The sequence below is a fragment of the Bradyrhizobium sp. genome, assembly GCF_047605465.1.
In the GTDB taxonomy this organism is placed as follows: domain Bacteria; phylum Pseudomonadota; class Alphaproteobacteria; order Rhizobiales; family Xanthobacteraceae; genus Bradyrhizobium.
On record NZ_JASGFS010000016.1, the window covers coordinates 40,062 to 62,842 of the forward strand.

At 63.9% G+C, this 22,781-nt stretch carries 30 protein-coding genes and 7 pseudogenes; 17 read left to right on the plus strand and 20 right to left on the minus strand.

The genetic code is table 11. From position 1 onward, the window contains the following. Positions 1-38 precede the first annotated feature (38 nt). The 3 genes from QM712_RS15415 to QM712_RS15425 are packed head-to-tail and all read right to left on the minus strand — an operon-like array spanning position 39 to position 2,919. Positions 39-1,457, minus strand: a complete 1,419-nt coding sequence (locus QM712_RS15415; protein WP_415023971.1) for an NAD(P)/FAD-dependent oxidoreductase — start codon at positions 1,455-1,457, stop codon at positions 39-41. After that, positions 1,454-1,750 (minus strand): (2Fe-2S)-binding protein, encoded by a 297-nt coding sequence (locus QM712_RS15420; protein WP_415023972.1) that lies wholly within the window; start codon positions 1,748-1,750, stop codon positions 1,454-1,456. The genes QM712_RS15415 and QM712_RS15420 overlap by 4 nt, the downstream gene beginning before the upstream one ends. 32 nt (positions 1,751-1,782) lie before the next feature. Further along, a complete protein-coding gene (locus QM712_RS15425) occupies positions 1,783-2,919 on the minus strand; it encodes an NAD(P)/FAD-dependent oxidoreductase (protein ID WP_415023973.1) in 1,137 nt (378 codons plus the stop codon). A gap of 97 nt (positions 2,920-3,016) precedes the next feature. Here QM712_RS15425 and QM712_RS15430 point away from each other — a divergent pair, with 97 nt between their 5' ends. Further along, positions 3,017-3,736 carry a type 1 glutamine amidotransferase gene (locus QM712_RS15430; protein ID WP_415023974.1) on the plus strand — a complete coding sequence of 240 codons (720 nt, stop codon included), beginning with the start codon at positions 3,017-3,019 and terminating at the stop codon, positions 3,734-3,736. A 111-nt stretch (positions 3,737-3,847) separates the two neighbouring features. Here QM712_RS15430 and QM712_RS15435 read toward each other — a convergent pair whose 3' ends face one another. From QM712_RS15435 to QM712_RS15470, 8 genes and pseudogenes are all read right to left on the minus strand, one after another. Continuing rightward, the gene (locus QM712_RS15435; protein ID WP_415023975.1) at positions 3,848-4,315 is read right to left on the minus strand and encodes a DUF1348 family protein; all 468 of its coding nucleotides are present in this window, start codon (positions 4,313-4,315) and stop codon (positions 3,848-3,850) included. 79 nt (positions 4,316-4,394) lie between these two features. Then, positions 4,395-4,805: a YbgC/FadM family acyl-CoA thioesterase gene (locus QM712_RS15440; protein WP_415024045.1), complete on the minus strand. Its 411-nt coding sequence runs from the start codon at positions 4,803-4,805 to the stop codon at positions 4,395-4,397. Positions 4,806-4,848: 43 nt separating this feature from the next. After that, entirely contained in the window at positions 4,849-5,247 is a 399-nt protein-coding gene (locus QM712_RS15445; protein WP_415023976.1) for a YbgC/FadM family acyl-CoA thioesterase, read from the minus strand. Between the two features lie 1,051 nt (positions 5,248-6,298). Beyond that, on the minus strand, positions 6,299-6,634 hold the full coding sequence (locus tag QM712_RS15450) for a hypothetical protein (RefSeq protein WP_415023977.1): 336 nt from the start codon (positions 6,632-6,634) through the stop codon (positions 6,299-6,301). A 392-nt stretch (positions 6,635-7,026) separates the two neighbouring features. Next, positions 7,027-7,410, minus strand: a pseudogene (locus tag QM712_RS15455) (SDR family NAD(P)-dependent oxidoreductase); the annotation flags it as partial. Between the two features lie 166 nt (positions 7,411-7,576). Next, positions 7,577-7,898: pseudogene (locus QM712_RS15460) on the minus strand (hypothetical protein). Between the two features lie 84 nt (positions 7,899-7,982). Then, positions 7,983-8,438, minus strand: coding sequence for an Hsp20 family protein (locus QM712_RS15465; RefSeq protein WP_415023978.1), 456 nt, complete (start codon positions 8,436-8,438; stop codon positions 7,983-7,985). Positions 8,439-8,706: 268 nt separating this feature from the next. Beyond that, complete coding sequence (locus tag QM712_RS15470; RefSeq protein WP_415023979.1) at positions 8,707-8,949, minus strand: hypothetical protein; 243 nt, start codon at positions 8,947-8,949, stop codon at positions 8,707-8,709. A gap of 248 nt (positions 8,950-9,197) precedes the next feature. On the opposite strand from QM712_RS15470, the gene QM712_RS15475 reads away from it, so the two are divergent. Together QM712_RS15475 and QM712_RS15480 are read left to right on the plus strand one after the other, a co-directional pair. Next, complete coding sequence (locus tag QM712_RS15475; protein WP_415024046.1) at positions 9,198-9,467, plus strand: hypothetical protein; 270 nt, start codon at positions 9,198-9,200, stop codon at positions 9,465-9,467. A 181-nt stretch (positions 9,468-9,648) separates the two neighbouring features. Then, positions 9,649-9,897 carry a hypothetical protein gene (locus QM712_RS15480; RefSeq protein ID WP_415023980.1) on the plus strand — a complete coding sequence of 83 codons (249 nt, stop codon included), beginning with the start codon at positions 9,649-9,651 and terminating at the stop codon, positions 9,895-9,897. 64 nt (positions 9,898-9,961) lie between these two features. On the opposite strand, the gene QM712_RS15485 is transcribed toward QM712_RS15480, so the two are convergent. The 3 genes and pseudogenes from QM712_RS15485 to QM712_RS15495 all read right to left on the minus strand — a co-directional run bounded on the left by QM712_RS15485 (position 9,962) and on the right by QM712_RS15495 (position 11,825). After that, positions 9,962-10,564: a cell envelope biogenesis protein TolA gene (locus QM712_RS15485; protein ID WP_415023981.1), complete on the minus strand. Its 603-nt coding sequence runs from the start codon at positions 10,562-10,564 to the stop codon at positions 9,962-9,964. Continuing rightward, positions 10,549-10,785, minus strand: a complete 237-nt coding sequence (locus QM712_RS15490; RefSeq protein WP_415023982.1) for a hypothetical protein — start codon at positions 10,783-10,785, stop codon at positions 10,549-10,551. The genes QM712_RS15485 and QM712_RS15490 overlap by 16 nt, the downstream gene beginning before the upstream one ends. 109 nt (positions 10,786-10,894) lie before the next feature. Then, positions 10,895-11,825: pseudogene (locus QM712_RS15495) on the minus strand (Ku protein). 269 nt (positions 11,826-12,094) lie between these two features. Between QM712_RS15495 and QM712_RS15500 the strand changes: the two are divergent. From QM712_RS15500 to QM712_RS15520, 5 genes and pseudogenes are all read left to right on the plus strand, one after another. Continuing rightward, positions 12,095-12,343 (plus strand): annotated as a pseudogene (locus tag QM712_RS15500) (hypothetical protein). A gap of 984 nt (positions 12,344-13,327) precedes the next feature. After that, the gene (locus tag QM712_RS15505) at positions 13,328-14,218 is read left to right on the plus strand and encodes an HWE histidine kinase domain-containing protein (RefSeq protein ID WP_415023983.1); all 891 of its coding nucleotides are present in this window, start codon (positions 13,328-13,330) and stop codon (positions 14,216-14,218) included. A gap of 118 nt (positions 14,219-14,336) precedes the next feature. Next, on the plus strand, positions 14,337-14,483 hold the full coding sequence (locus QM712_RS15510; protein ID WP_415023984.1) for a hypothetical protein: 147 nt from the start codon (positions 14,337-14,339) through the stop codon (positions 14,481-14,483). A gap of 148 nt (positions 14,484-14,631) precedes the next feature. Then, positions 14,632-14,682, plus strand: a pseudogene (locus QM712_RS15515) (hypothetical protein); the annotation flags it as partial. 17 nt (positions 14,683-14,699) lie between these two features. Then, on the plus strand, positions 14,700-14,951 hold the full coding sequence (locus tag QM712_RS15520) for a hypothetical protein (protein WP_415024050.1): 252 nt from the start codon (positions 14,700-14,702) through the stop codon (positions 14,949-14,951). Between the two features lie 4 nt (positions 14,952-14,955). On the opposite strand, the gene QM712_RS15525 is transcribed toward QM712_RS15520, so the two are convergent. Continuing rightward, a complete protein-coding gene (locus tag QM712_RS15525) occupies positions 14,956-15,156 on the minus strand; it encodes a hypothetical protein (protein ID WP_415023985.1) in 201 nt (66 codons plus the stop codon). Between the two features lie 475 nt (positions 15,157-15,631). Between QM712_RS15525 and QM712_RS15530 the strand changes: the two are divergent. Next, positions 15,632-15,826, plus strand: a pseudogene (locus QM712_RS15530) (DUF6496 domain-containing protein); the annotation flags it as partial. A 30-nt stretch (positions 15,827-15,856) separates the two neighbouring features. Here the strand turns inward: QM712_RS15530 and QM712_RS15535 are convergent. Further along, positions 15,857-16,920, minus strand: a pseudogene (locus QM712_RS15535) (ROK family protein). A 152-nt stretch (positions 16,921-17,072) separates the two neighbouring features. On the opposite strand from QM712_RS15535, the gene QM712_RS15540 reads away from it, so the two are divergent. Then, positions 17,073-17,588, plus strand: coding sequence for a ferritin-like domain-containing protein (locus QM712_RS15540; RefSeq protein ID WP_415023986.1), 516 nt, complete (start codon positions 17,073-17,075; stop codon positions 17,586-17,588). A gap of 9 nt (positions 17,589-17,597) precedes the next feature. On the opposite strand, the gene QM712_RS15545 is transcribed toward QM712_RS15540, so the two are convergent. The 4 genes from QM712_RS15545 to QM712_RS15560 are packed head-to-tail and all read right to left on the minus strand — an operon-like array spanning position 17,598 to position 19,600. Continuing rightward, positions 17,598-18,089 carry a hypothetical protein gene (locus QM712_RS15545; RefSeq protein WP_415023987.1) on the minus strand — a complete coding sequence of 164 codons (492 nt, stop codon included), beginning with the start codon at positions 18,087-18,089 and terminating at the stop codon, positions 17,598-17,600. Then, on the minus strand, positions 18,086-18,433 hold the full coding sequence (locus tag QM712_RS15550; RefSeq protein WP_415023988.1) for a DUF3147 family protein: 348 nt from the start codon (positions 18,431-18,433) through the stop codon (positions 18,086-18,088). Before QM712_RS15550 ends, QM712_RS15545 begins: the two co-directional genes overlap by 4 nt. Further along, positions 18,430-19,035 (minus strand): cupin domain-containing protein, encoded by a 606-nt coding sequence (locus QM712_RS15555; RefSeq protein ID WP_415023989.1) that lies wholly within the window; start codon positions 19,033-19,035, stop codon positions 18,430-18,432. Before QM712_RS15555 ends, QM712_RS15550 begins: the two co-directional genes overlap by 4 nt. Continuing rightward, the gene (locus QM712_RS15560) at positions 19,022-19,600 is read right to left on the minus strand and encodes a phosphatase PAP2 family protein (protein WP_415023990.1); all 579 of its coding nucleotides are present in this window, start codon (positions 19,598-19,600) and stop codon (positions 19,022-19,024) included. Before QM712_RS15560 ends, QM712_RS15555 begins: the two co-directional genes overlap by 14 nt. A gap of 148 nt (positions 19,601-19,748) precedes the next feature. On the opposite strand from QM712_RS15560, the gene QM712_RS15565 reads away from it, so the two are divergent. The 7 genes from QM712_RS15565 to QM712_RS15595 all read left to right on the plus strand — a co-directional run bounded on the left by QM712_RS15565 (position 19,749) and on the right by QM712_RS15595 (position 22,770). Continuing rightward, positions 19,749-19,952, plus strand: a complete 204-nt coding sequence (locus tag QM712_RS15565) for a hypothetical protein (RefSeq protein ID WP_415023991.1) — start codon at positions 19,749-19,751, stop codon at positions 19,950-19,952. Between the two features lie 19 nt (positions 19,953-19,971). After that, positions 19,972-20,370, plus strand: coding sequence for a low affinity iron permease family protein (locus tag QM712_RS15570; protein WP_415023992.1), 399 nt, complete (start codon positions 19,972-19,974; stop codon positions 20,368-20,370). 45 nt (positions 20,371-20,415) lie between these two features. Next, on the plus strand, positions 20,416-20,748 hold the full coding sequence (locus QM712_RS15575) for a SemiSWEET family sugar transporter (RefSeq protein WP_415023993.1): 333 nt from the start codon (positions 20,416-20,418) through the stop codon (positions 20,746-20,748). Continuing rightward, positions 20,732-21,367 carry a cysteine hydrolase family protein gene (locus QM712_RS15580; protein ID WP_415023994.1) on the plus strand — a complete coding sequence of 212 codons (636 nt, stop codon included), beginning with the start codon at positions 20,732-20,734 and terminating at the stop codon, positions 21,365-21,367. The genes QM712_RS15575 and QM712_RS15580 overlap by 17 nt, the downstream gene beginning before the upstream one ends. Before the next feature lie 31 nt (positions 21,368-21,398). Then, a complete protein-coding gene (locus tag QM712_RS15585; protein WP_415023995.1) occupies positions 21,399-21,635 on the plus strand; it encodes a zinc-binding dehydrogenase in 237 nt (78 codons plus the stop codon). Positions 21,636-21,790: 155 nt separating this feature from the next. After that, positions 21,791-22,111 (plus strand): hypothetical protein, encoded by a 321-nt coding sequence (locus QM712_RS15590; RefSeq protein ID WP_415023996.1) that lies wholly within the window; start codon positions 21,791-21,793, stop codon positions 22,109-22,111. Positions 22,112-22,149: 38 nt separating this feature from the next. Then, positions 22,150-22,770, plus strand: a complete 621-nt coding sequence (locus tag QM712_RS15595) for a hypothetical protein (RefSeq protein ID WP_415024047.1) — start codon at positions 22,150-22,152, stop codon at positions 22,768-22,770. The last annotated feature ends 11 nt before the right edge of the window (positions 22,771-22,781 follow it).

Below are 22,781 nucleotides of genomic sequence, written 5' to 3' on the forward strand. Positions count from 1 at the left end.
CGGCGAAGGCCGCCGAAGGCGATCGCATCCACACTCCTTCATCCGCGCACCACCGCCCTGATATCGGCCTCGCTCTTCGGGACGGAGGCGAGTTCGGCAAGCGTGATCGGCTTGACCGGCGCGCGCAGACGGTAATAGCCGATCTCCTCTGGCGTCTTGTCCCGCGCCTGCGCCATCATCTCGGTGACCGTGAGGCCGCAGAGCCGGCCCTGGCACGGGCCCATGCCGGCGCGGCGATACGCCTTGAGCTGGTTCGGCCCGGTCGCGCCGATCGCGACGGCATCGAGCACGTCCTTCGCCGAGACTTCCTCGCAGCGGCAGACAATGGTGTCGCCCGTGGGGATGCGGAATTGCGGCGCGGGACGGAAGAGCACATCGAGGAACGTCCTCCCGCGCTCGGCTTTGGCGAGATCGGCGCGCAGTGCCGCCATCGGGACGAGCTTCGCCACGGCCGCGGGCGCGAGCGCTTCCACTGCGGCCCGCGCCGCGATGCGGCCGCGCACGACGGCCGCATTCGCACCGCCGATGCCGGCGCCGTCGCCGGCTATCGCGATGCCGGCAACCGAGGAATTGCCGTTCGCATCGAGCACGGGCGACCAGCACAATTGCAGATCGTCCCAGCGATGCGCGATGCCCGCGGACATCGCGAGGTTGACGTTGGGTACGACGCCCTGATGCAGCAGCAGAAGGTCGGCAGCAATGGTCTCGCGCGTGCCGCCCGCGACGTAGCTGACGCCGGCGAGCTCACCATTACCGGACGCCGCAAGCTCGGTGACGCCGGATACGACCTGCACCTTCGCCTTCACCTCGCGCATCATCGCGAGGCCCTTGGCGAAGTACGGCGAGGTCAGGAACGCAAAGGCATGGGGCAGCGCCGCGAAGTAACTGCCGCGCGCGGTGGTGTCGAGGATGCGATCAATGCGACCGCCCAGCCTCAGGATCTGCGCGGCGAGCAGCCAAAGCAGCGGCCCCTGCCCCGCGATCACGGTGCGGCCGTCGGGCAGGAGGGCCGACGATTTCAGCATGGTCTGCGCCGCGCCCGCGCTCATCACGCCGGGCAGCGTCCAGCCCGGAATCGGAAACGGCCGCTCCAGCGCGCCGGTCGCGAGGATGACGCGCTTCGCCTTGATGAAGGCGGATGCGCCGCTAACGGAGACGGCGATCTCCAGATTTTGGTCGAGGCTCCAGACCGTCGCGCGCTGCACGACTTCCGCACCGCTCGCGCGTAGCGCCTGCACGAGATCGGCGCCGGCCCAGTAGTCGGCGCCGAGATGGTCGCGCTCGGTGACGGGTGTCGTGGCGATGGCGCGGAACACCTGGCCGCCGGGACCGGCATTCTCGTCGAGCAGCAACGTCGACAGACCGGCTTCGGCGGACATTGTCGCGGCCGCAAGGCCCGCGGGCCCCGCGCCGATCACCACGACATCATAGGTTTCGCGCCCGGGAGCGATGCTCATCGGCCGACCTCCCGCCTGCCCTTCTGGATCTCGACCTGCATGCCTTCGGCGACGGGCACGAGACAGCCCTGGCGATTGCCGACGCCGTCGATGGTGACGAGACAGTCGAAGCACACGCCCATCATGCAATAGGGCAACCGCGGCGCACCGCTGACCGCGGTCGCACGCCGCACATCGCCGCCGGAAGCCAGCAGCGCGGCTGAGACGGTGTCGCCCTGGCGCGCCGTGACGGCGATGCCGTCCACGAAGATCTGGACCGGCGCTCGCTTGTCCTGTTCGGATCGTTTGAACATGGGATGCCTCTTTGGCTCCTTCCCTGAAATCGCTAATAGCCGCTGTTGTTCACCGCGCCCGCGCCGCTGAAGCGGCTGGCCGAGAACACACCGACCAGCTCCGGCTCGAGCGCGCCGGCAGCGACCATGCGCGCGATCTCGAAGGCGTGGTTGGAGGCGAGCGTCACACCGGAATGGCAACAGGCCACGAAGGCGCCGGGATGCGTCTCCGACTGGTCATAGATCGGAAAGCCGTCCTGCGGCATGACACGGATTCCGGCCCAGCTCCGGACCACGTTGAGCCGCGCCAGATGCGGGAACATGCGCTGCGCGCGCTCGGCCATCACCGCGCTGATCGGGAGCTTGAGCGCGCGGTCGTCGAGCTCGTCCTCCATACTGTCGCCGATCATCACCGTGCCCTCGTCGGTCTGGCGCAGCGTGGTCAGCGGATGCGGCAGGAACGGCATGGTGCGCTCGGTCACCACGATCTGGCCGCGGGTCGGGCCCATCGGCGCATGCAGGCCGACCATCGGAGCAAGTGTCTGGTTGGCATTGCCGGCGGCGAGCACGACCTTGGCCGCGCGAAATTCGCCCTGCGGCGTGGTCAGCCGGAATTCTCCGCCGCTCTTGCTGATCGCCGAGATCGGGTGACCCGGAAAATAGTCGATGCCAAACGCCTTGAAGCCGGTATGGAATGCACGGAACGTGCGCAGCGAATTGACGTGACCATCGAGCGGACAATAGCTGCCGCCGGCGACGTCCGGCCCGATCAGCGGCAGCGACTTCTGCACCTCGGATGCGGAGAGCATCTCCATCCTGTAGTCGGCGGCTCCGGCCTGGTTGTGCATGCGCTTGACGAAATCGGAGCGCCGGCCGAATTCGGCCTCGCCGAGCGCCAGGTGAAAACCGCCATTCTGCTGCAGGCTGACGTCGAGGCCGGTCTGTTGCTTCAGCTCCGAGGCGAGCCGGCCCCAGGCTTCGGACGCGCGCACGGTCCAGAGCGTGTAGGCCGGCATGCCGAGCCCTTTGCTCTGAACCCAGATCAGCGCGAAATTGGCCCGCGAGGCGCGTTTGGTGATGTCGCCTTCGTCGAACACGGCCACGCGCTTGCCGAGCCGGCCGAGGCCCCAGGCGATGGCCGAGCCGAGCAATCCGCCGCCGACGACCGCGACCTCGTATTCCCCTGACATGGTTCTCCTATCGTCCCGCGTCGCGCTTGCCGGCGAAAAGGGGTTCTGCCCACGCCGTGCTTGCACGGATGCTCCCGATCTCCTACCTCAGACTTGCATGGCACGCATCACCATCATTGAGGCCGGGCAGGTCCCGCAGAAATATCGGGATCGGCACGGTTCGTTTCCCAGCATGTTCAAGCGCATGGTCCATGCCGAGGACCCCACCGCCACGGTCGAGGTCGTCAGCATCCCGAATGGCGATCCGCTTCCCGATCCGCGCGGGCTCGAGGCGATCCTGATCACCGGATCGGCCGCAGGCGTCTATGACGGCCTCGACTGGATCGGGCCGCTGGAGGATTTCGTGCGCGCGGCCCACGACAACCGAACGCCGATGGTCGGCGTCTGCTTCGGCCACCAACTGATCGCGCAGGCACTCGGCGGCACCGTGCGCAAATCGGACAGGGGCTGGGGCATCGGCCGCCACGTCTATCGCGTGCTGCCGGACAACGGCGTCGTCGACGGCGCTCAGCTGGCCGTTGCCTGTTCGCATCAGGACCAGGTGATCGAGGCGCCGCACGATGCGCGCACCTTCCTCGCATCCGACTTCACGCCGCATGCCGGCCTGCTCTATGCCAACGGCACGACGATGTCCGTGCAGCCGCATCCGGAGTTCGACGTCGGGTTCGCGGAAGTGTGCTGCGAGCTGCGCGACGGGAAAGCCCCGGACGATGTCGTCGCGACCGCACGGGCGTCGCTTGCAGAGCCCATGGACAGTGCCAAGCTCGGCGGAGCGATCGCGCGATTTCTCTCACGCGGGCCCGTTCCCTCGTCCTGAGGATCGCGCCCTGCGTCTCGAAAGACGGGGGCCGGGCAGCAGCGGGGCTCGCATGGTTCGATACGCCGGTCTGGCGGTTCCTCACCATGAGGATGGAGCGTGGTGCCTCTCTCAGAACGGATCGCTTCCCAATCCCGCGACATCGGCAGGCCGCGGTCCCGGCGCCGGCCAGTGAAACCGGCGGTCCTTTTCGGCGATCGCGATGTCGTTGATCGACGCCTCGCGACGTTTCATCAGCCCGTGCTCGTCGAATTCCCACTGCTCGTTGCCATAGGAGCGGTACCACTGGCCGCCGGCATCGTGCCATTCGTATTGGAAGCGGACCGCGATACGGTTGCCATCGAAGGCCCAGAGATCCTTGATCAGGCGGTACTCCTGCTCCTTCTCCCATTTGCGGGTCAGGAACGCCACGATGGCCTCTCGGCCCTGGAACACTTCGGAGCGATTGCGCCAGCGGCTGTCCTCGGTGTAGGCGAGCGCGACGCGCTGCGGGTCGCGTGAATTCCAGGCATCCTCCGCCATGCGCGCCTTTTGCGCGGCGGTCTCGCGGGTGAAGGGCGGAAGCGGCGGGCGCGACATGATGGCCTCATCGGGGTGACGGGTGCGCAAATCTATCGCCGCCCACCACGGAGTCGAGAGGCCACTCCCTATCGCCCGATCACGAAATCACATCGGCCTTCATCAGCGTCCGGATCGATTTCGGGATCGGCTGGGCACGGCCGCCGCTGATGAAGGCGACGCGGACCTCAGCCTTCACCAGCACGTCATCGCCGCGCCGCACCTCCTGCGCCAGCATGATGGAGGCCCCCTTCACCGCGATCGGCCAGGTCACGACGTCGAGCACGTCGTCCATCCGCGCGGGCTTGAGGAAATCCAAATGCATCGAGCGCACCACGAAGGCGAAGCCGGCATCGTCCGTCGCGGGCTGTTCGAACAGCGCCTGCTGCTCGGCGCCCATCAGCCGCAGATGATTGGTCCGCCCGCGCTCCATGAAGCGCAGGTAGTTGGCGTGATAGACGATGCCGGAGAACTCTGACTTGACTATATCGCAAAAGACCAACCGACTGATTTCATTGGGTCGCTTGGGAGTAGAAGCGTGAACGATGGCAAGTTTACGCACGCTTTTCCATAGCGAGCCGTAAGTCTTTGGGGATGCGTTGCGCTTTTCCACCTGAGATAAACGCGACGCGTATACGAGCCGATACCAAGAGATCGCTCCCGCGCCTGCACTCCTGTAGCAAGACTATCGACGCGCCTCTCACGTCTAGCGGGACCGTGACGACTTCAAGCAAATCGTCCAAAATTGCCGGCTTCAGAAAATCGATTGTCATGGAACGGACAACAAAGGCGAAGCCCGGTGCATCCTTTTTTGCTTCCTCTAGCAGGGCCTGCTGATTGGTACCGAGCAGGCGCAAGTAATTCGTTCTGCCGCGTTCCATAAAGCGCAAGAAATTTGCGTGATAAACAATTTGGCCAGAATCGGTGTCCTCGAAATACACTCGGACCTGCATACAGTGCCGTCCATCTCGAATTTCGCCGTCAAGAGAGAGTGGCACAATGGGTTTCCCTTGTTGCTCGAGAAAGACCTCTTCGCACGGAGCCGGTTTTCGGAGCAAGCACCAAATCTTGAGCTTAGACACATCGTACTAAACTGGATGCTCAAGCGAGCAAGAGGAAAAAGCGGACTGAGTTTTAAGCACTGCTCGCTCGAGTTGTCGATCTATTGGCTTGGAAGGTCTCTCGAAAGTAAGCAGGAAAGCGTGCTGGAGCGCGGTAATGGAGGTCCAGCCTGGATCTGAATCAGGATCGAGGCGTTGCATCGCTCTCGCGTCGCCATCCGCCACCGGACCGAATACAGCCTTCTCTTTTGCGGCGTGCGTTACAAGTCGACGGGAACGTTAACATTGACGCTCGACGGCGTAGCGAGATGCCCGCTTTGGCACGTTTCTGGCCAGAAGATTGCGCGGGGGGACCGGCGCGGCGGCTCCCGGTCCAAGCTCGGCCTAGACCACCAGACCTTGGAGAACCAACCCGGGCCGGCGCGCGATGTCCTTTAAAGCGTGCCGACCCTGCTTGCCACGAAAGTCAGCAATTCGGGGGTCGAAATTCGCTGCTGCGATTGCAACGCGCCGGTCGTCGGCTATTAGGAACACCACTAAACCGACCCTAGGCGCAAGGATATGTGGGCTTGACTAGACGAGATTTGGCACTCATTACGCCAGTCTTGATCGTGCTAAGCGTTGCGGGCGTAGTCATGTTTCTTCTGTGATGAACGCTATCACTTGCAGCGACACTGATCCGCTTTGCCGGCAAGGTGGGTTGCAATCAGGCCAGTCGAGATAAGCTTCGCTAACATCCGATTGGGTCAAGGTGAAGAAACGCGCGCATCCCGCCTTCCGCCGTTTCTCTAATCAACTCGGCTGGATTTTCGGGCACAAAAAAGCCCCGAAACCCTTTCGGCGCGGAGTGGAGGTCCATGTAGGGATGACGCTCGCGCATCGCCCCGGTCTGCCGGCACCGAAGGAAGCCGGCAGTATTCTACGGCGCGGGCATGCGCCGCATTTAGTCCAATAGATCTGTCAGGTGATCAGGAATGAACGGCATGTCGACGGTGTCGCGGCGACGATGAAAGGTGTTGCTGCAGAAATTGATGCGGCCGCCCGTGACGATGTAGTGGCAGATCCGGCGCTGCCTCTCCCCGCGGCCACAGTTTGTCACCTCGTCGACGCCGCCAGTCAAATGAACGAAGGACTGTTCGAAACTCGGTGAGAAGGTCGACCGCTCGATGTTCCCGCCGAAGGTCCGACTGAACGGAAGAGAATGCATATCCTCGCACGCCGGACACGAGTGAAAGAACGCAGTCTCGCGTCTCCGCATCACGGCGCTGGCCTGGCTCACGGCGTTTCCGAGAGGTGACTGCTGTGGAGGCAGACATGCCACTTCAGCGCCTGGATTGACCCGGCGCCAGCTGCACAACTGTGGCCAACTTTGTCGACGTGAAGGTTGCCGTCTTCGGGCCGCCCGTGGCGTACCCAGCAATGATGCGTGTTCTCTTCGTTCATCGTGCAATTAAATGCACGCTGGTCAATCATCCATTCGTGGCCGTCGGCACACTTTACGACGAGCGACCGTCCGTCATCGCCAACCAGGTATGCGCATCCGGTCTTGCCGACGGTGTCCTTTCGTCTTGACCATTCGCCGACCCACCATGTCCTAGCAGGCGCCAGGCGGGGCATCGCGCAATATGAAACGCGCGCCTGTGTCGGGCCGAACATAGATCTGCTTGCCGCGAGGAAGAACATTGCATGGATGTTGACCTCGAACGTCATCCGCCATTCCTCGTCACTGATGTCGGCCAAGTCCTTGAACCTCGCTTGAGGCGCCGCGTTGTTGACGAGGATGTCAACGCTGCCGAGTTCGCTCACCGCCCGCTCGACGACGCTCCGGCAATGGTCCGCTGACCGAAGGTCGCCTTCGACCAGAACGACCTTGCATCCCTGCGCCTGCACGAGATCGGCGACCTCCTTGGCGTCTTCATTCTTCTCGAGATATGCGATCAGGAGGTCGGCGCCCTCGCGCGCGAATGCGATGGCAACCGTCCGTCCTATTCCGCTGTCGCCGCCGGTGATGATGGCCCGCTTGCCCTACAGGCGGCCAGAGCCCTTGTAGCTCATCTCACCGTGGTCGGGCTGCGGGTTGATCTTGGCCGTAGGCAGCGCTCGATGTACTGGCGCTCGAGGTCCGAGAGCCGCGTCTCGAGCAGGTTGCGGTAGCGGTGGATGTTGTTGCGGTGGGCGGCGGATGCGGGCAAGGTTCTCGTCGAGCATCTTCCCCTCAGCCTCAGGCCGCCACGCGATCGACCGGCCGCAGCCGCGTGGGCTTGCCGCCAGGCGGATGCCGGGAGCCGTCGTCCAGCGCGAAGAGCGCACTCCAGGATGTCGTCGATGGAGACCGGCGCTTTCAGGCCCTCGGGCGCGCGCAGCGAGGGGCACGATGCGATCGCGGAGACGTCAGATGCCCACGAAGCCAGAATGACGCGCTTCTCGGAGAGACCGAGGGCTGGATGAGAGACCACGTCCCGGGGATGTTCGAACACCGTACCGGGGTGGATGATGGGGTTGAGATCGACAATGTTGTCGCGGAGAGCGGTCGTCGGCCGCATGGCATCCTCCATTGCCAAGACGAGTTCAGGTGATAGCCGCGCGGGTATTCCCGCGCGGCCTGGTCATTGAGCTGCGGGATGGCCTCAGGCCGCCCTGGATTCGATCTGCGTGACATTGCTCGGCGCCGTGCCGTTGATCGCGATGCGCCGCGGCTTCATGGCTTCCGGAATCTCACGCTGAAGGTCGATGACGAGCAGGCCCTTATCGAACGTCGCGCCCTTGACCTCGACGTGGTCGGCCAGCGTGAACTGCCGCTTGAAGTTGCGGGCCGAGATGCCGCGGTGCAGGAAGGTCTTGCCGTCCTTCTCGCTCTTGTGGCCTTCCAGCGTCAGGACGTTCTGCTCGACCGTCAGCGCGACCTCGTCCGGCGTGAAGCCGGCGAGCGCGACCGAGATCTGGAAGCGGTTCTCGTCGAGGCGTTCGATGTTGTAGGGGGGATAGGTCTCCTCGCCCGCGCGCTGGGCGGCTTCGGCGAGGTCGAACAGACGGTCAAAGCCGATGGCTGACCGGAAGAGGGGCGAAAAATCAACAGTGCGCATAGCCAGATCCTCCTGGGAGCAAAATGGTTACAAGCGGTACCGGACACGACCGATGCCCGTCTCAAGTGGCGGGACCCTTACGGCATCCCGATCGTCGTATGACGACGACGAAAAAATTCAGCAGTCCGGGGAAAGATTCAAGTCCCGCCGCAAAAATTTTTTGCGCAAGGAATTGCGATGGTAAACCCTGGCGGTCGGCAGCTACTCGAGCGGGCCGTTGACGAGCTTTGCCAAGCTCTGGGCGGGCAGCCTACGGAGCCGAGTCACCTTAACGCCGACGCGCGAACCAGACGCCGAGCACAAACGCCGCGAGCAGCGACCGCAGCGGCGCTTTCGCCGTCACGTCGCGCAGATGATCGGCCCAGCGCATGACGTCGTCTTGCGTGGGCGTCGCCAGCGGGCGAGCCCCCGCCGTCTTCCCAGAGTTGGCGCAGCCGGCCAGCTCCACACCTTCGTGGTCGCTCACCAGGCCGGAGGCTTCGGTCATCGCGGAGGATTTCTTCATGTCCATTGTTGCGTCTCCTTCCACTGTGCAACAGAGAACCGGTCGTGACGCGCGCCGGTTCCTCGCGGCATCTTTTGACGGCTAACGAATGCATCAGCGACCCCTTTGCCCGCAAAGTGGTTCGCTTGCCGAAGTTCTAACTCGCGGAACAGATGGACGAATTCCAGCCGACCTGCTGGGAATCCCCTGCCCCGTGCTAATCCGCCGGAACCAAAAGGTGGGCGGAAGGATTCGTCCAGATGGGAGCGATCTCGATGCTGAGGACGAAGGAGCGACGACCGGCGATCCGCACGCTGCGGGTATGGGCGACTAAGGTGCTGCAGGAATCCGGCGCCATCCACGAGTGCGAAGAACACGGCTGGGCGAAGGACCGGGCCGACCCGCACGCCCGCGAACGAGCATTCGCCATCGCTCGCCAGCATCCGCCGCAAGGCGTCACCCCAGACGCAGCCGTCGTCGAGATGCGCGACGTCCTCGACAGCGTCGGCGACACCTGCCCGGAGTGTCTTCCGGACGACATCTGACCAGGCGGATGGCACCGGTGTTCCCGGCCTTCCACGAAAGTCGCAGACCGCATGTTGGCTGCGCACAACCCAAGTTAATGCAACTATCGGCCGAGATGGATCAAAAATGATGCCGCCGTTTCGGACGGGGTGCCCATGCAAGCCGAAATCGTCCGCGAGACTTTGCGCGAGATGCTCGAGCATGCTCTGGCAATCTGGGCGGTCGCGCGACGCCCGCAGCGCCCGGGCCGCGAAAAGCTTCCGTCGCCTCGTCGCCACCGCAGACCAGGTCGAAACCGAAATCCTCTCCGCTTACGCCGAACTTTGGGAAGGCGAAGCGGATAGGACTGCTCATCGGAAGCTTCTGGCATCCGTGGGTTACGGATTCTTTCCCCTCTCGGCATCCGAGTTCGTCATTCGCTTCATCGCAGAGCGCACTGGCGGAGCGTAACTTTCGTCCGATGATCGTCTGACTCAGGCGCCTGCACGAGTAGGATCACCGCATGAAATGGCGGCTATTCCCGAGCGCGGCGCAGCGCCTCCTTCAACTTCTCCCGCTCGCTGCCCCATCGGGTGTCCTCAGCCTCAATCCGCTTCTCGAGGTCGCGCCGCTCCTCATCAAAGGTCTGGGCTCGCCGCTCGTGCTTTTCCTTGGCTTCGTCGAGAGCCGCTTGAGCGTTTGCAACCAGCTTCTCGCGCTTGGCCCGCTCCTTCTCGCGCGCCGCCTCCTCCTTGCGGCGTTCGGCATCGCGACGCTTCCGCTCGCGATCGAATTCCGCAGCTGCCTTGCGGGCATCCTCGGCGCTAATCTTTGGGCCCGCACGCTTCTTGCGCTCAGTCCTGCGGCCCTTCTTCGGGGTGCCGGCCCTTTCCAGGACGGGCAATTCGGCATGCTCGCCGAACCGACCGCTCGATCCGGCCGGGCGCTTCAGCACGACGCCGGGCTTCGCCATCGTCGCAGCGACGACGTCAGGATCTTCGGTCTCCTTGGCGAATCCCTGATGGAAAAGATTGCTGCCCGCGTCCCATGCCTCCAACGCCGCCTTCATCGATGGCGCGGCGATCGCGAGATCGTAGAAGCCGAGCGAGGTCTGGTAGGTCTTCAGCCTGCGGGGCATGGCTGGCGCCTACCCCCGAGCGACGAGGCCTGAGCGTGCCACGCAGTGTACGGCGTGTTCTTCGCCATGTGGCGATTGTAGTCCGGAGCGCCGCCCTTCCACCAGGCAGGACCACGCTCGCCGAGCGCACGTTTGGCCCGATCGACCGCGCGATGCGCGGCAGCTTCGGCATCCGGATCGTTCGCGGCCTTCGCGTCCCGGACCGCTCGCCTGGCCGTCATCAGGCCCTTCACGAGTCCATCTCGCTCGTCTGTTCGAGATCGGGGTTTGCCATCCGCCAAAGGCGACCGCGCACTACGAAGTAGCGACCGTCCGGTGTCACGGGATACTTCACGCCGACTTCCGCCGGGCCCCCGCCGCCGGCTTCTTCGCAGCGGCCTCCTTCACGGGCTTTTTGCCGGCGATGGACATCAGCATTTCCTTCTGGCCGGCGGCTGCCTTCTTCGTCTTTTTGGCGGGCTTCATCGGAGCCTTGCTTTCGGCCGCAGCGCCTCGGACGCTCTTACGAAGCGCCTCCATCAGGTCGACCACGTTCTCGCCCTTCGGCCGCTCATTAGGCCGGATGACCTTGCCGGCGCGCTTCTGGTTGATGAGGTCGACGAGCGCGGTCTCGTAATGGGTCCTCGAACTTGTCGGGCTCGAAACTGCCCGCCTTCTGATTCACGATGTGCTTGGCCAGGTCGAGCATATCCTTGGTGACCTTCACGTCCTGGATGTCGTCGAAATATTCGGCCGGATCCCGCACCTCGTAGGGATAGCGCAGCAGCGTGCCGATCAGGCCTTTGTCGCGCGCTTCGAGCGCGATGATGTGCTCGCGGTTCGTCAGCACCACGCGCCCGATCGCGAACTTGTCCATCTCTCTGATGGTCTCGCGGATCACGGCGAAGGCGTCGTGCCCGACCTTGCCATCCGGACGCAGATAGTAGGGCCGGATCAAATAGCGGGGATCGATGTCGTTGCGGTCGACGAACTCGTCGATCTCGATGGTCCGCGTCGATTCCAGGGCGACCTCCACGAGCTCCTCCTTCGTCACCTCAATGTATTGGCCCTTCTCAACCTCGTACCCTTTCACGATGTCCTCGTTCGGCACCTCGTCGCCCGTGTCGGCATCGACCTTGAGGTACTTGACCCGGTGGCCGGTCTGCTTGTTCAGCTGGTTGAAGCTGATCTTCTCGGACTCGGACGTGGCCGGATAGAGCGCCACGGGATAGGTGACGAGGGATAGTCGCAGGAAGCCTTTCCAATTGGCGCGCGGGGCCATGTATGCAGAACTCCGGTTCGGTGCGGCTCGGATTCAAGACGAACGTCGACTGCCGGTTCCGACACGCTGGGGCAGTCCACGAGATTCATTTGGCGGCCTCCGCTGCGCCAAGGGAATTTGGAGGTGGCCCCCTTGACTATAAAGAACATAAAGGGAACATAATCTTGGTGAACGCTATTCCGTTTCTAGTCGAACCGATCGCCGAGCTAGACGCTGCAGCCGACCGGGCCATCGGCCGCCAAAGGCGCGCGAATGCAAGGACGAGGAAGATGACTGACGTGACGTACTACGTGGCTCTACCGTTCGTTTTCTCCGACGACGGCGTGGCCGCCGGAGAGGCGACCGAGTACTTGAGCGCCAACGCCGCGATGATGCGGGCCGAGTCCTTGTCCCGAAAGGCCAAGCCATGCCGGGACCATCGCCTTCTCGCGGACAGGCGATCCGTCAGCGGCGACTTCAGCGACCCCCGGCTGATTTGCAAATTCGGGGACGTGCCTGAGGACCTCAGCACGCTGTGAAGCTTGACTGGGTCCGCAACGAGATCACCCGCATGCGCGGCTCGATCCGCGCGCAAGAGCGAGAGATTCGGATGCTGCAGCGGGCCGGCGTACCGACGGCGTCCGCAGGACTCCTGCTCTCGCGCATGCGAGCGAGAGTCGACGACCTCTGCCGCGAGCGGGATGCCTTGGCCGCAGAGGTCAATAGTTGCTCCACGCAACTTCCGGGCAATTGAGGACGTCGACCGAAGAGCGTAGGTGCTGAGAAAAGATCTCGGCGGCGGAGGATGCAGCGCGTTGCAAGATGGGAAAACGGAACCTGCGCCGGCGGTGACGAAGGTGTGTTCTCGCTGCGGTCGCGCGTTCGAGCTCGTTCGCATCCTGCTCAATCCACAGGACGGACGCACGGTGCGCATGTTCGAGTGCAAGTGCGGCGAGCGGACCTGGGTTGATTGACGCTCCGCGCCGGTTCCAGAGTTGCAACCCGCGGCGATATCCTCGGAGGACGGCGCCAAAGCGTCCGGCTTTGTTGGCGCCTACGCCGTCGGCGCGGCCTCCGCCATTGATCGTGCCGAAGGCTACAATGTGCGGCGACCAAGCTTTCTGGCTCAGGGATTCACGTGCGTTATAGCAGGCGAAAGCATACCTCTGGTATCCCGTCACCATGGATGACGCACCTAAAAAGCGGCGCCGACGGTTCAAGCAGACGACGTCGCTCTCCGAGCGCCTTCAGACATTGGCCGACATGGCGCGCCGGCGAGCCGAGAGCAGCGCGGAAGGCGACCAGCGCGCAGCCCTCCTGAGACAGGCGAAGGCCGCGGAAAACGTCGTGGCTTTGGACAACTTTCTCGAGGCGCCGAGTTCGCAGACGAAGTTCTCTTCCTCGCCGCGCGCCAAGGAATCCTAGGCTGCAAGAACTATCGGCCTGACGCGGCTGGAAACACGCTGGAACGAAAACCGGCACGGTGGCAGGATGCCCCCGCTGTTCACCACTTTAGGTCCGCCATGCGCGCGCACATACAGCTTCCGGATCCGGTCGCTGCCGTGTTCATCACCGACCGGCTCGCCGACCGCCGGGTTTCCGCGCCCGACTTCCTGCGCGAGAAGCTCGCGATCCAGGATCTCGCCCAAGTGATCTCCGACCACCCCGACCAGGTGCTCGCGCACCTCGTCAAGCTCGGCATGGAGATCTGCGGCGCTCGCTCCGCCGGCATCAGCATCCTCGAACCGGAGAACGGGCAATTCCGATGGTTCGCGCTGGCCGGCGAGTTGTCCACCTTCGAGGGCGCGACCACGCCGCGCAACTTCAGCCCCTGCGGCATCTGTCTCGACTTCGCAGAGCCGATCCTGATGGAGCGGCCGGAGCGCGCGTACGACTGGATCCGCGATGCCGGCATCACGGTGCCCGAAGTCCTCCTGGTCCCCCTCACAGTCAAGGGCGGCGATGCGATCGGAACCTTGTGGCTGGTCGCCGAAGATGCCGGCCACTTCGACAAGGAGCACGCCCGGGTCATGGGCGAGCTGTCGGCATTCGCCAGCATGGCGCTGCGCATGATCCAGACCGAACAGCGCCTCAATCTCGCCCTGCAGCAGCAGGAGACGCTGATGCGCGAGATGAGTCACCGCATCAAGAACCTGTTCAGCGTCGCCGACAGCATGGTCCGGATGACCGCCCGCAATTCCGCGACGAAGGAGGAACTGGCCGAGACCCTGTCGGGCCGCCTGCACGCGCTGTCGCAAGCCAACGGTCTGATCCGGCGCTCCTTCGGCACGGAGACCGCTTCCGTCACGAGTTTCGGCCAGCTTTTGGCGCAAATTCTCAGTCCGCACGAACGGGGGAAGGCCCCGAACTCGCGATCGGCGAGCAGGCGACCATCTGGCGCTCGTCTTCCATGAACTCGCAACAAATGCGGCAAAGTACGGTGCGCTCGGATGCGACGGCGGCGGCCTCGCCGTCACGTGGACAGTCGACAAGGACGTACTCCGGATCGACTGGTGCGAGCACGGCGCCGACGTGATCGAAGCGTCCTCCGCCACCGGCTTCGGTTCGCTGCTGGTGAACACCACGATCGAGCGGCTCGGCGGCAGCATCGCTCACGACTGGAAACCTGTAGGACTTCACGTGCGGATCGATATGCCCTCTCCTGTCCTCAAGGTCTGAGCTTCGGGCGCCTCCCGATTAACCTATGTGAATTTTTTCGGAACTGCTCAACGTTTGGGCTGTTTCTGCTTTTTGCGGGGACATCGAAGCGTTGAGGTCGCAAGTGCGCATACTCGTCGTCGAGGACGATCCCCTCATCCGTCAATTCGTGGTCGACGCCTTGCGCGACGAAGGCTACGACGTGATCCATGCCGCCGACGGCGAAGAGGCGCTCGCATGGTGCAAGCGCCGGATCGCGCAGGTGCTCATCACCGACATTGGGCCTGCCCGGAAAAGATCGACGGCTGGCAGATCGCCGAGAGCTGCCGGGAGCACGATCCGCACCTGCCGGTGATCTGCGCTACAGGCTTCTCTCCGGTCAAACCGCGCCCGGTCGCCGGCAGCCTGATGCTGCAGAAGCCGTATCATCCGGACGACATCGTCAAGGCCGTGAAGGACGTCACTGCTGCGAAGCGGGGCGTGAACTAGGTGTCTACTCCGGCGGTTGCAGACCCGGCGAGCGAAGCCATTCGCTCATGTGCGATCCGGTCTCCGCCTGCCGGGCTTTGCGCAGCAGTTGCTCGCGCTCGAGACCCGGCGAGGCTTCCCTGGCCTTCTCTCGAAGACGAGTGGCCTCGGCGGCGAGGCGCTCTTCGAGAGATTTCGTCTGCTTGAAACGGTGCCGCTCCGTCATGTCGGTGCGTCCTCATTGGCCCGGTAGCTGCAGCCGCGCGCGGCGGCACCACCATGAAAGGGCCCATGGCCGTAGCTTGCGGTCCAAGCATTCGAAATTCCAGCGGTATATTTCGCGCCCTCGGAGGAACTTTTCGCTGCAGTCCTCGGGCCGGCGATCACATGCCTGACGCCGCGGCATCTCCCGACGCTGCCATCCAATCCTCCAACAGGTCTTCGGGATCATCCTCCGCAAGCCGCCGGTCCCGTCTCCAGCGGTCCCGCGCGCGTTTGCGCAGATCTCGTCTTGAATGACATCGCATGTCGTCTTGCCTTCTCGCGCCGTGAAAACGGAGGAGGAAGATCGCCGTTCTTAGTCGCAAGAGGCCCCGGACCGTCACCGTGTTTCCGACGAGGAACGAATCATTCAGCGCGCTATTTTCCCGAACGACCACAGAGGCGGTCGCAGGCCCGCTCACTCGACCAAGGAAAAGCAGATGGCGCGCAAAGCGAAGAAGCGGAAATCATCCAAGAGTTCGAGCAGCGATGTCAAAAGCGAGATGCGCCGCTACAAGAAAGGCAAGGCGAAGAGCGGCAAGGCCGGCAAGGGTGGCAAGGTCAAGAGCCGCAAGCAGGCCATAGCGATCGGCCTCTCGAAGGCGCGCAAGAAGGGCAAGAAGGTCCCGAAGAAAAAGAAGTAGCCTTGCCGGACAGCGGCTCGGTCAGCCCTTTCCGTTGCTGCGGTTGGTGAACCGCGCGTTTCCGAGACCCGTCCCGATCGTCAGCACACCCCAGCGCTTGACGTCCTGCATGAACGGCACTTCCGAGAGCCCCTGCACGACGCCGTCGTTATGCATCACGATGGCCGTGTCGTGCTCGCCGATCTGGGGAATGCCTTCGACCAGGCTGGCCGGGAGGTTGAACTTGCTGCTCTCCCAGTTGCCCGGCAAGTTCTGCGCGCCCTTCTCGATGGACCCGTCGCGCTCGGTGACGCCAGGGCAGGCGACTTCGATGAAAGGCGCCAGTCTGAGCCCTTCCTTTTCCGCCTTCGCGAGCAGGTCCTTGAGCATCTTCACCATGCGCTTGACCGCCTGCTCGCGGCTCGCTCGTCGTCGGCATGACGCCAGAGCTCGGACATCCAGACGCACGCCTTGGACAGATCCTCGGCCTTCTTGCGCCGGGTCTCCACGACCCCACAGCGGATATTTGTACCGCCGATGTCTACGGCCAGTATCGAGTCGTGGCTCTCGAATATCCACGAAGGCGCGAGGTGCAGCGCTCCGATCAGACCGGCGTCGTCCGGATGATGCCGGATCGGCACCATGTCGATCTTGAAATCTTCGGCCCGCAGGATGATCTCGGTACGGGCGATGGCGAGTTCTCCGAGCCGGCTGTCGCGAAAGCCGCCACCGACCACGATGCGCTCGGTCTTTTCCCAGGCTTTCGATTTCAGGAAGCGGCGCGTGACGTAAGCCAGCTCCTGGGCGAATTCCTCGATCGCGCTGTGGACCACGGCCGACGCTTCGGTGTCGTCGCCGACAAGGATGTCATCGAGCAGTTTCTTGCCGATTTTCTCCGTCGGCTCCTTGCCGAAGGGATCCTCGCCGGTCTTGCGCAGCGGCTTGCGCCACTTCTCGAGGATGTCACGGAACGCGCCCTTGCTGGCGCGGTCCCCGATGAATCCTTCGTCGTCCTTCAGTTCGATGTTGAAGCCGTCGATCTCCACGGAGGGCAAGCGGGAGGCGCCGTGGGCGGCGATGCCGGTAGTCGTGACGGTGTCGGACATTCTGAACTCTGAACAAGCCACCGATGCGCGGCCCGTCCGGTAAACCTCGAGGGCGAAGCCGTAGTTCCTAAGGCCGCCCCCGTTGCCGCAGGCGGGAACGCGGGCCAGCCGCATGCGTTCATGTGCCATCATTGCGAAAGGATAAATCGATTATGGGCCTCTTCACCAAGGACATCAAAACCATGGACGACCTGCTAATCCACGGTCTGCAGGACATCTACTACGCCGAGCAGCAGATCCTCAAAGCGTTGCCGAAGATGATCGACAAGGCCACCAACCGCGACCTGGTCACGGGCCTGAAGAACCATCTGGAGGAGACCAACAAGCAGGTCGAGCGGCTCGAGAAGGCGTTCGCGAAGCTCGGCAAGGAGCCCAGCGGAACGAAGTGTCCGGCCATCGACGGCATCATCAAGGAAGCGGACGAGACCGCCGGCGAGATCGAGGACAAGGCTGTGCTGGACGCCGCAATCGTCGCCAACGCACAGGCCGTCGAGCACTACGAGATGTGCCGCTACGGCACCCTGATCGCCTGGGCGGAGGAGCTCGGACACGACGAGATCGTGCGCTTCCTCACCACCAATCTCAACGAGGAGAAGGCTGCGAACACCAAGCTCAACACGGTGGCGCTGCGCAAGGGCGTCAACGCCAAGGCCTCCAGCGCGGCCTGATGCGGCCCATCAAAACGAGCGTCTTCGCGGTTGCGCCGAGGCGCTCGTTTCCCAAGCTTTACGCGGACGCCGAGCAACCCGCAGCTTCCGTCGTATGAACCAAGCCGTCACCGACACACACAGCCACGCCAGGGACGCGCCAGCAAAGGCGCCGGCGACGCTGCGCTCGACCAGCAGCCAGAATACGGCTGCGAAAGCCAGCATATCGAAGGCCCCGAGGGCAGTTCCTGCGGCGTCCAGCGCGGCCGCCTCCCGTCCGCGACGCTCGCCGGCCAGTCCTGCCTCGTGCTTCCGTCGGATCTCGTGCTTCTCGATCAGCGTCGCGCTTGCGCAGAAGATCGCCGGAAGCGCGAGAAAGAGACCGCCGACCGAGGCGCCGTAGCGACTGCTGGCGAGGCCGGTGAAAACCGTCGCCGCTCCGCCGAGCGCGAACCGGACCACATACTCGTACCAGCGCCCCTCCCGCAACGAAGATGGCGAAACGCGGATCGGCGTCGTCATGTGTGGCCTCCCGCGAGCGACCAGAGCCCGAAGGCGGCCGCGAACCAAACCGCGATCGACAGCAGCGTCGCCGGCAGCGCCCGCAGGCACGCCCGCATCAACAGTTGGCAGACGACGACGCTGTAGACCGCCAGCGCAATCGCGCCGGCCATCATAGACAGGGTCTGCGACGCCGCATAAGATTCGCCATGCTTCCAGATCGCGATGCCAAGCGTCGCGAGCGCCACCGACGGCGCGGCGCCGAACAGGCCCGCGAAGCTCTTGGGCCTTAGCACGTCTCCCAGCATCGCGAACGCCGAAACCACGGCCCCGCCGACCAGGAAGCGGATGACGTACTCGGTCATTTCGGCTTCTTCCAGAGCTTCACGAGCGGGCCATCCGCGCCATACACCGGATCCTTGCGCGGGACCGGCACCTTCGGGATCGTCTTCAGCGCTCGCGGGCGGTCCTCCACTGTCGTGCATTCGTCGTAGGTGCCGGCCGGCGGATAGGCACCGACGACGAGGAAGTCGTCGTCCGCCGAGAGGCATTGGTGACCGGTCCCCGCCGGCAGGATTGCGACGTCGCCGGCCTTCAGCGTGAAGATGCGGCCCTTGTTGCCGCCGAAGCGCACCCGGCCCTTGCCACGGGCGATGCCCAGCACCTCGTGGATGCGGGAGTGATAGTGGACGTAGTCGTAGATGCCGTCGCGCCAGGTCTCTCCCCAGCCGTTGGCTTCGAAGAGGTCCTCCATGACCACCGCGGGATCGTGGCCGTCGGCGGGCTCGACAGCGCCCCGATAGATCACGAACGGCCACCGCGGATGGTTCGGAATGAGACCGTCGTCCTTGAAGCGGACTTTGTGAGGCTTCCTGGGCCGCGCCAGGCGGGCGGCTTCCTTCTTGCCTGGCCGTCCCATGCCGGTCGCGCGCTGAACGTACTCCTTCACGTCTTCAAGAATCGGCACGATCTTCCTCCTTCGATAGCGGATAGCCGGTCCAGAAGCGCATCAGACGCTCGATGAGAGCGCCGAGCACGAAGCCCGCGACGACGTCGCTGGCCCAGTGCGCCAGCACGACGATGCGCGTCAAAGAGAGGCCGACGGCCAACGCGCGTACCGCCCTCCGCGGACCGGACGGCAGCGTGCCCGCAGCGGATGCCAGCGCGCCCATGTGCAGGGCGTGCCCCGACGGGAAGGCATCCTCTCTCTTTCCGGAGAAGGAGACGCCGTGCACATGGCCGAGAACCGTCTTGCGGTCCGGGCGGGTCTGGTCGAACACCGCCTTTAGACCGTGCGGAAGCAGCGAGGCCGCGACCGTGACCAGCAGCGCGTGATTGCCAGCACGTTGGAGCTGTTCAGATCTACCTCGCGACGCAATCCAGCCGACAAGCGCCAAGGCCATGAGGATCTTCTCATCGGCGCCCCAGGTCAGACCGCGCGAGACGATCTCCGCGCGATGGTTGGTGTTGCGCGCCACCGTCCGCGCGATCTGCACGTCCGCCTTCGTCGGCTTTACGGTCAAAACAGCCATCACCTCGTCCGCAGCGGCAATCTGCGGTACCCGCAGTGCCTCGTTCGAATTGCACTTGCCACCACAACGTTCGACGGAGTTCCAGGTTCATCCGGCTGTCATGGAACCCGGGGCTCGCCATCGGCATTGGAAAGCGATCGGAGGCATCGTGCGGAAGAAGCGAAGTGCGCATTGGCTGATAGCGAGCGGGACCGCGATCGCAGCATGTCTCGTCGCCGGCTATCTGCTGATCGGCGAAAAGCACTCCGGCGCAGTTCACGCCGATTCCGGCGTCACGACCGAGCAAGCGGCATCCCAAGCCGGCGCCAAGGTTCTGCCCACCGATCCTCCGCTCAAGCTCGAGCCGAAGTAGCCCAGAGGAGACCAGGAAAATGCGCGCCAACCTGCCGGTCGGGAATGCTTCGTCGACTTCACAAGCCAAGGGCGACTGGTTCGCCCGTCTCGCAGTGGCAACCTCGCGGATCTCCGGTCGGCCGGCAACCTTCCTGCTCGCCGTCGCCGTCGTGGTGATCTGGGCGGTAACGGGTCCGCTGTTCGGCTTCAGCGACACTTGGAAGCTGGTCATCAACACCGGCACGACCATCGTGACCTTCCTCATGGTGTTCCTTATCCAGGCCACCCAGAACCGCGACACCCTCGCGCTGCAGCTGAAGCTCGACGAGCTGATCCTCGCCACCAAGAACGCACGCAACGAGATCGCCGGCATCGAGGAGGCCCCCGACGAGGAGATCGAGAGCGCCAAGGTCGAGGTGCTCAAGCGGGCCGGCTAGGCTCCGAAATAGGAACGGCGGAAGCCGGCCCGTCGTTTCCGCCCAGTGACGACACTCGCCCCATACATCGGCGGCATCGCCGCCTTTCTCGCCTCGTTGTCTTACGTCCCCCAGGTCCAGAAGGCCTGGCCTCGCGGGTCTACGGCGGACCTGTCGCTGGCCATGCTCACCTCGTTGACGCTCGGCCTCTCCCTTTGGATCGTCTACGGCATCGTGCAGGGCGACTGGGTCATCGTCGGCTCGAACCTGGTCGGGGCGACCCTCGCGGGCATCGTGCTCGGATGCAAGATCCGCGACCTGTCGCCGGTGCGGGGAAAGCGACCCGGTCTCCCGATCGCGGCCATCGTTCGAGGAAAGAGTCATGGCGAAAGAAGGTGACCTGACCTACGGGCCTCCGGGCGCCAATGCAATCCATATCTGCGTCGATATGCAGCGCATGTTCGCGGAAGCCACGGACTGGAAGATGCCCTGGCTGCCACGTGTGCTGCCGAACATCGTAAAAATCGCAGCGGCCAATCCGGAGCGTGCCCTCTTCACCCGCTTCATCCCGGCGAGAGCGCCTGGCCAAGGTGTGGGCATGTGGCGGCACTACTACGAGCGCTGGAGTTCCATGACCATCGATGAACTGGGCTCGGAGATGGTCGATCTCGTCCCGGACCTCGCGCATTTCGTGCCGCCGGCCCGCACCTTCGACAAGTACGTCTATTCGCCATGGACGGGAAGCGACCTGCACGCCCGGCTGCGTGAGGCCGCGGTCGATACGATCATCGTCACCGGCGGCGAGACCGACGTCTGCGTTCTGACGACCGTGCTGGGCGCGGTCGACTGGGGATTTCGGGTCGTTCTCGCGACGGATGCGCTCTGCAGCTCCGCAGACGAGACGCACGACAACATGATGAACATCTACATGAACCGGTTCGGGCAGCAGGTCGAATGCGTCACGACGGAAGCGCTTCTGGCGAATTGGCCCGGAAACGCAACGGGGCTGGTGCGATGACCTCGGCGCCAACGTATTCGTCCGCCTCGTCATGCGTTTCCTGTCGCGACGCGTATTCGCGGCCAGCAGACAGACCGGGGTCGGCTACTACCGATTCCTCACAGCATCGAATGGCGCGCAACTCGCCGACGTTGCCCGTCTGGTCGACGCCGGCGCCATCAAGCCGGTCATCGACGAAATATTTCCTTTTGAGCAGCTGTCGGATGCCTTCCGCCGTCTGGAGAGCAAACGCGCAAGGGGAAAAATCGTACTCTCGCTCAAGCCATAAGAGACCGGAACGGGACCGAATGTGCTTAAGCGTTGAATGCCGGCACCTGAATGCGCCTTTCTGATCCTGTCCGTCGACTGCCCGGTTGCTTGTCGGAGAACGATGGAACTTCGGACTTCTCGACATGTTGTGTCGGTCCACTACTGGAGGACGACATGAACAAGACTTTTCTTCTGCTGTTGACGGCTACGTCGCTTCTGACTGCTCCGTCGTTCGCGCAGAACCCGCCGGCGACGGATCGGCCCAACAACAGCGCTGTCAACAGCTCGGGTCAGAACAATTCCGATAGGCCGGTTTCCGGTGCCAACAGCTTCACCGAGAGCCAGGCCAAATCGAAGATCGAGGAAGCCGGCTACGCCGACGTCACTTCTCTGAAGAAGGACGAGAACGGCGTCTGGCGCGGCAAGGCCAGCAAGGGCGGCGCCTCGACCGAGGTCAGCCTCGATTTTCAGGGCAACGTGAACGCCGCCAAGTGACCGATCGCAGCAGCGAGACAATGGATAAGGATTCAAAAATGACCGTCACGATTTCACGTCTCTATGACAAATATTCCGATGCGCAGCGCGCGGTGACCAGCCTGGAGACGGCCGGCGTGCCGCATTCCGACCTGAGCATCGTCGCCAACAATTCCGAAAACTGGTATGGCAGCGACAAGAAGGTCGATCGTGACCGCGACGGAGTCGACGATCGTGCCGAAGGTGCGGTTGCGGGGGCGGGCGTCGGCGCAGGACTAGGCGGTGCCGCCGGCCTACTCGCCGGTCTCGGTCTGTTGGCTATTCCGGGCCTTGGTCCGGTCGTCGCCGCCGGATGGCTGGCTTCCACCGCGCTTGGCGCCGCCGCCGGCGGTGCCACGGGTGGCGTGGTCGGGGCATTGACCCAGGCTGGTGTGTCTAACGAGGACGCACCGCTTTACGCCGAAGGCGTGCGACGTGGCGGTACCCTGGTTTCGGCCCGCGTTCCTGACGCGGATCGCGCACGATATGAAGCGATCCTCGATCAGTCCGCCGTCAATCTGCGCGACCGCAGTGCGGCTTGGCACAAGGCGGGATGGAAGACTTACGATCCATCGGCACAGCCTTACGGCGCGGAGGAGGTCCGGAGAGAGCGCCAACTCTACGGCACCGGAGTTAGGTGAGGATCAAGCGG

What these genes read in the sequence shown, in the direction of transcription:
- QM712_RS15415 (WP_415023971.1), bottom strand. Translation starts at nt 1,457, where the DNA reads ATGAGCATCGCTCCCGGGCGCGAAACCTATGATGTCGTGGTGATCGGC.
- QM712_RS15420 (WP_415023972.1), bottom strand. Translation starts at nt 1,750, where the DNA reads ATGTTCAAACGATCCGAACAGGACAAGCGAGCGCCGGTCCAGATCTTC.
- QM712_RS15425 (WP_415023973.1), bottom strand. Translation starts at nt 2,919, where the DNA reads ATGTCAGGGGAATACGAGGTCGCGGTCGTCGGCGGCGGATTGCTCGGC.
- QM712_RS15430 (WP_415023974.1), top strand. Translation starts at nt 3,017, where the DNA reads ATGGCACGCATCACCATCATTGAGGCCGGGCAGGTCCCGCAGAAATAT.
- QM712_RS15435 (WP_415023975.1), bottom strand. Translation starts at nt 4,315, where the DNA reads ATGTCGCGCCCGCCGCTTCCGCCCTTCACCCGCGAGACCGCCGCGCAA.
- QM712_RS15445 (WP_415023976.1), bottom strand. Translation starts at nt 5,247, where the DNA reads ATGCAGGTCCGAGTGTATTTCGAGGACACCGATTCTGGCCAAATTGTT.
- QM712_RS15465 (WP_415023978.1), bottom strand. Translation starts at nt 8,438, where the DNA reads ATGCGCACTGTTGATTTTTCGCCCCTCTTCCGGTCAGCCATCGGCTTT.
- QM712_RS15470 (WP_415023979.1), bottom strand. Translation starts at nt 8,949, where the DNA reads ATGGACATGAAGAAATCCTCCGCGATGACCGAAGCCTCCGGCCTGGTG.
- QM712_RS15475 (WP_415024046.1), top strand. Translation starts at nt 9,198, where the DNA reads ATGCTGAGGACGAAGGAGCGACGACCGGCGATCCGCACGCTGCGGGTA.
- QM712_RS15480 (WP_415023980.1), top strand. Translation starts at nt 9,649, where the DNA reads ATGCTCTGGCAATCTGGGCGGTCGCGCGACGCCCGCAGCGCCCGGGCC.
- QM712_RS15485 (WP_415023981.1), bottom strand. Translation starts at nt 10,564, where the DNA reads ATGCCCCGCAGGCTGAAGACCTACCAGACCTCGCTCGGCTTCTACGAT.
- QM712_RS15490 (WP_415023982.1), bottom strand. Translation starts at nt 10,785, where the DNA reads ATGACGGCCAGGCGAGCGGTCCGGGACGCGAAGGCCGCGAACGATCCG.
- QM712_RS15505 (WP_415023983.1), top strand. Translation starts at nt 13,328, where the DNA reads ATGCGCGCGCACATACAGCTTCCGGATCCGGTCGCTGCCGTGTTCATC.
- QM712_RS15520 (WP_415024050.1), top strand. Translation starts at nt 14,700, where the DNA reads ATGGTGCAAGCGCCGGATCGCGCAGGTGCTCATCACCGACATTGGGCC.
- QM712_RS15525 (WP_415023985.1), bottom strand. Translation starts at nt 15,156, where the DNA reads ATGACGGAGCGGCACCGTTTCAAGCAGACGAAATCTCTCGAAGAGCGC.
- QM712_RS15540 (WP_415023986.1), top strand. Translation starts at nt 17,073, where the DNA reads ATGGGCCTCTTCACCAAGGACATCAAAACCATGGACGACCTGCTAATC.
- QM712_RS15545 (WP_415023987.1), bottom strand. Translation starts at nt 18,089, where the DNA reads ATGACGACGCCGATCCGCGTTTCGCCATCTTCGTTGCGGGAGGGGCGC.
- QM712_RS15550 (WP_415023988.1), bottom strand. Translation starts at nt 18,433, where the DNA reads ATGACCGAGTACGTCATCCGCTTCCTGGTCGGCGGGGCCGTGGTTTCG.
- QM712_RS15560 (WP_415023990.1), bottom strand. Translation starts at nt 19,600, where the DNA reads ATGGCTGTTTTGACCGTAAAGCCGACGAAGGCGGACGTGCAGATCGCG.
- QM712_RS15570 (WP_415023992.1), top strand. Translation starts at nt 19,972, where the DNA reads ATGCGCGCCAACCTGCCGGTCGGGAATGCTTCGTCGACTTCACAAGCC.
- QM712_RS15580 (WP_415023994.1), top strand. Translation starts at nt 20,732, where the DNA reads ATGGCGAAAGAAGGTGACCTGACCTACGGGCCTCCGGGCGCCAATGCA.
- QM712_RS15585 (WP_415023995.1), top strand. Translation starts at nt 21,399, where the DNA reads ATGCGTTTCCTGTCGCGACGCGTATTCGCGGCCAGCAGACAGACCGGG.
- QM712_RS15590 (WP_415023996.1), top strand. Translation starts at nt 21,791, where the DNA reads ATGAACAAGACTTTTCTTCTGCTGTTGACGGCTACGTCGCTTCTGACT.
- QM712_RS15595 (WP_415024047.1), top strand. Translation starts at nt 22,150, where the DNA reads ATGACCGTCACGATTTCACGTCTCTATGACAAATATTCCGATGCGCAG.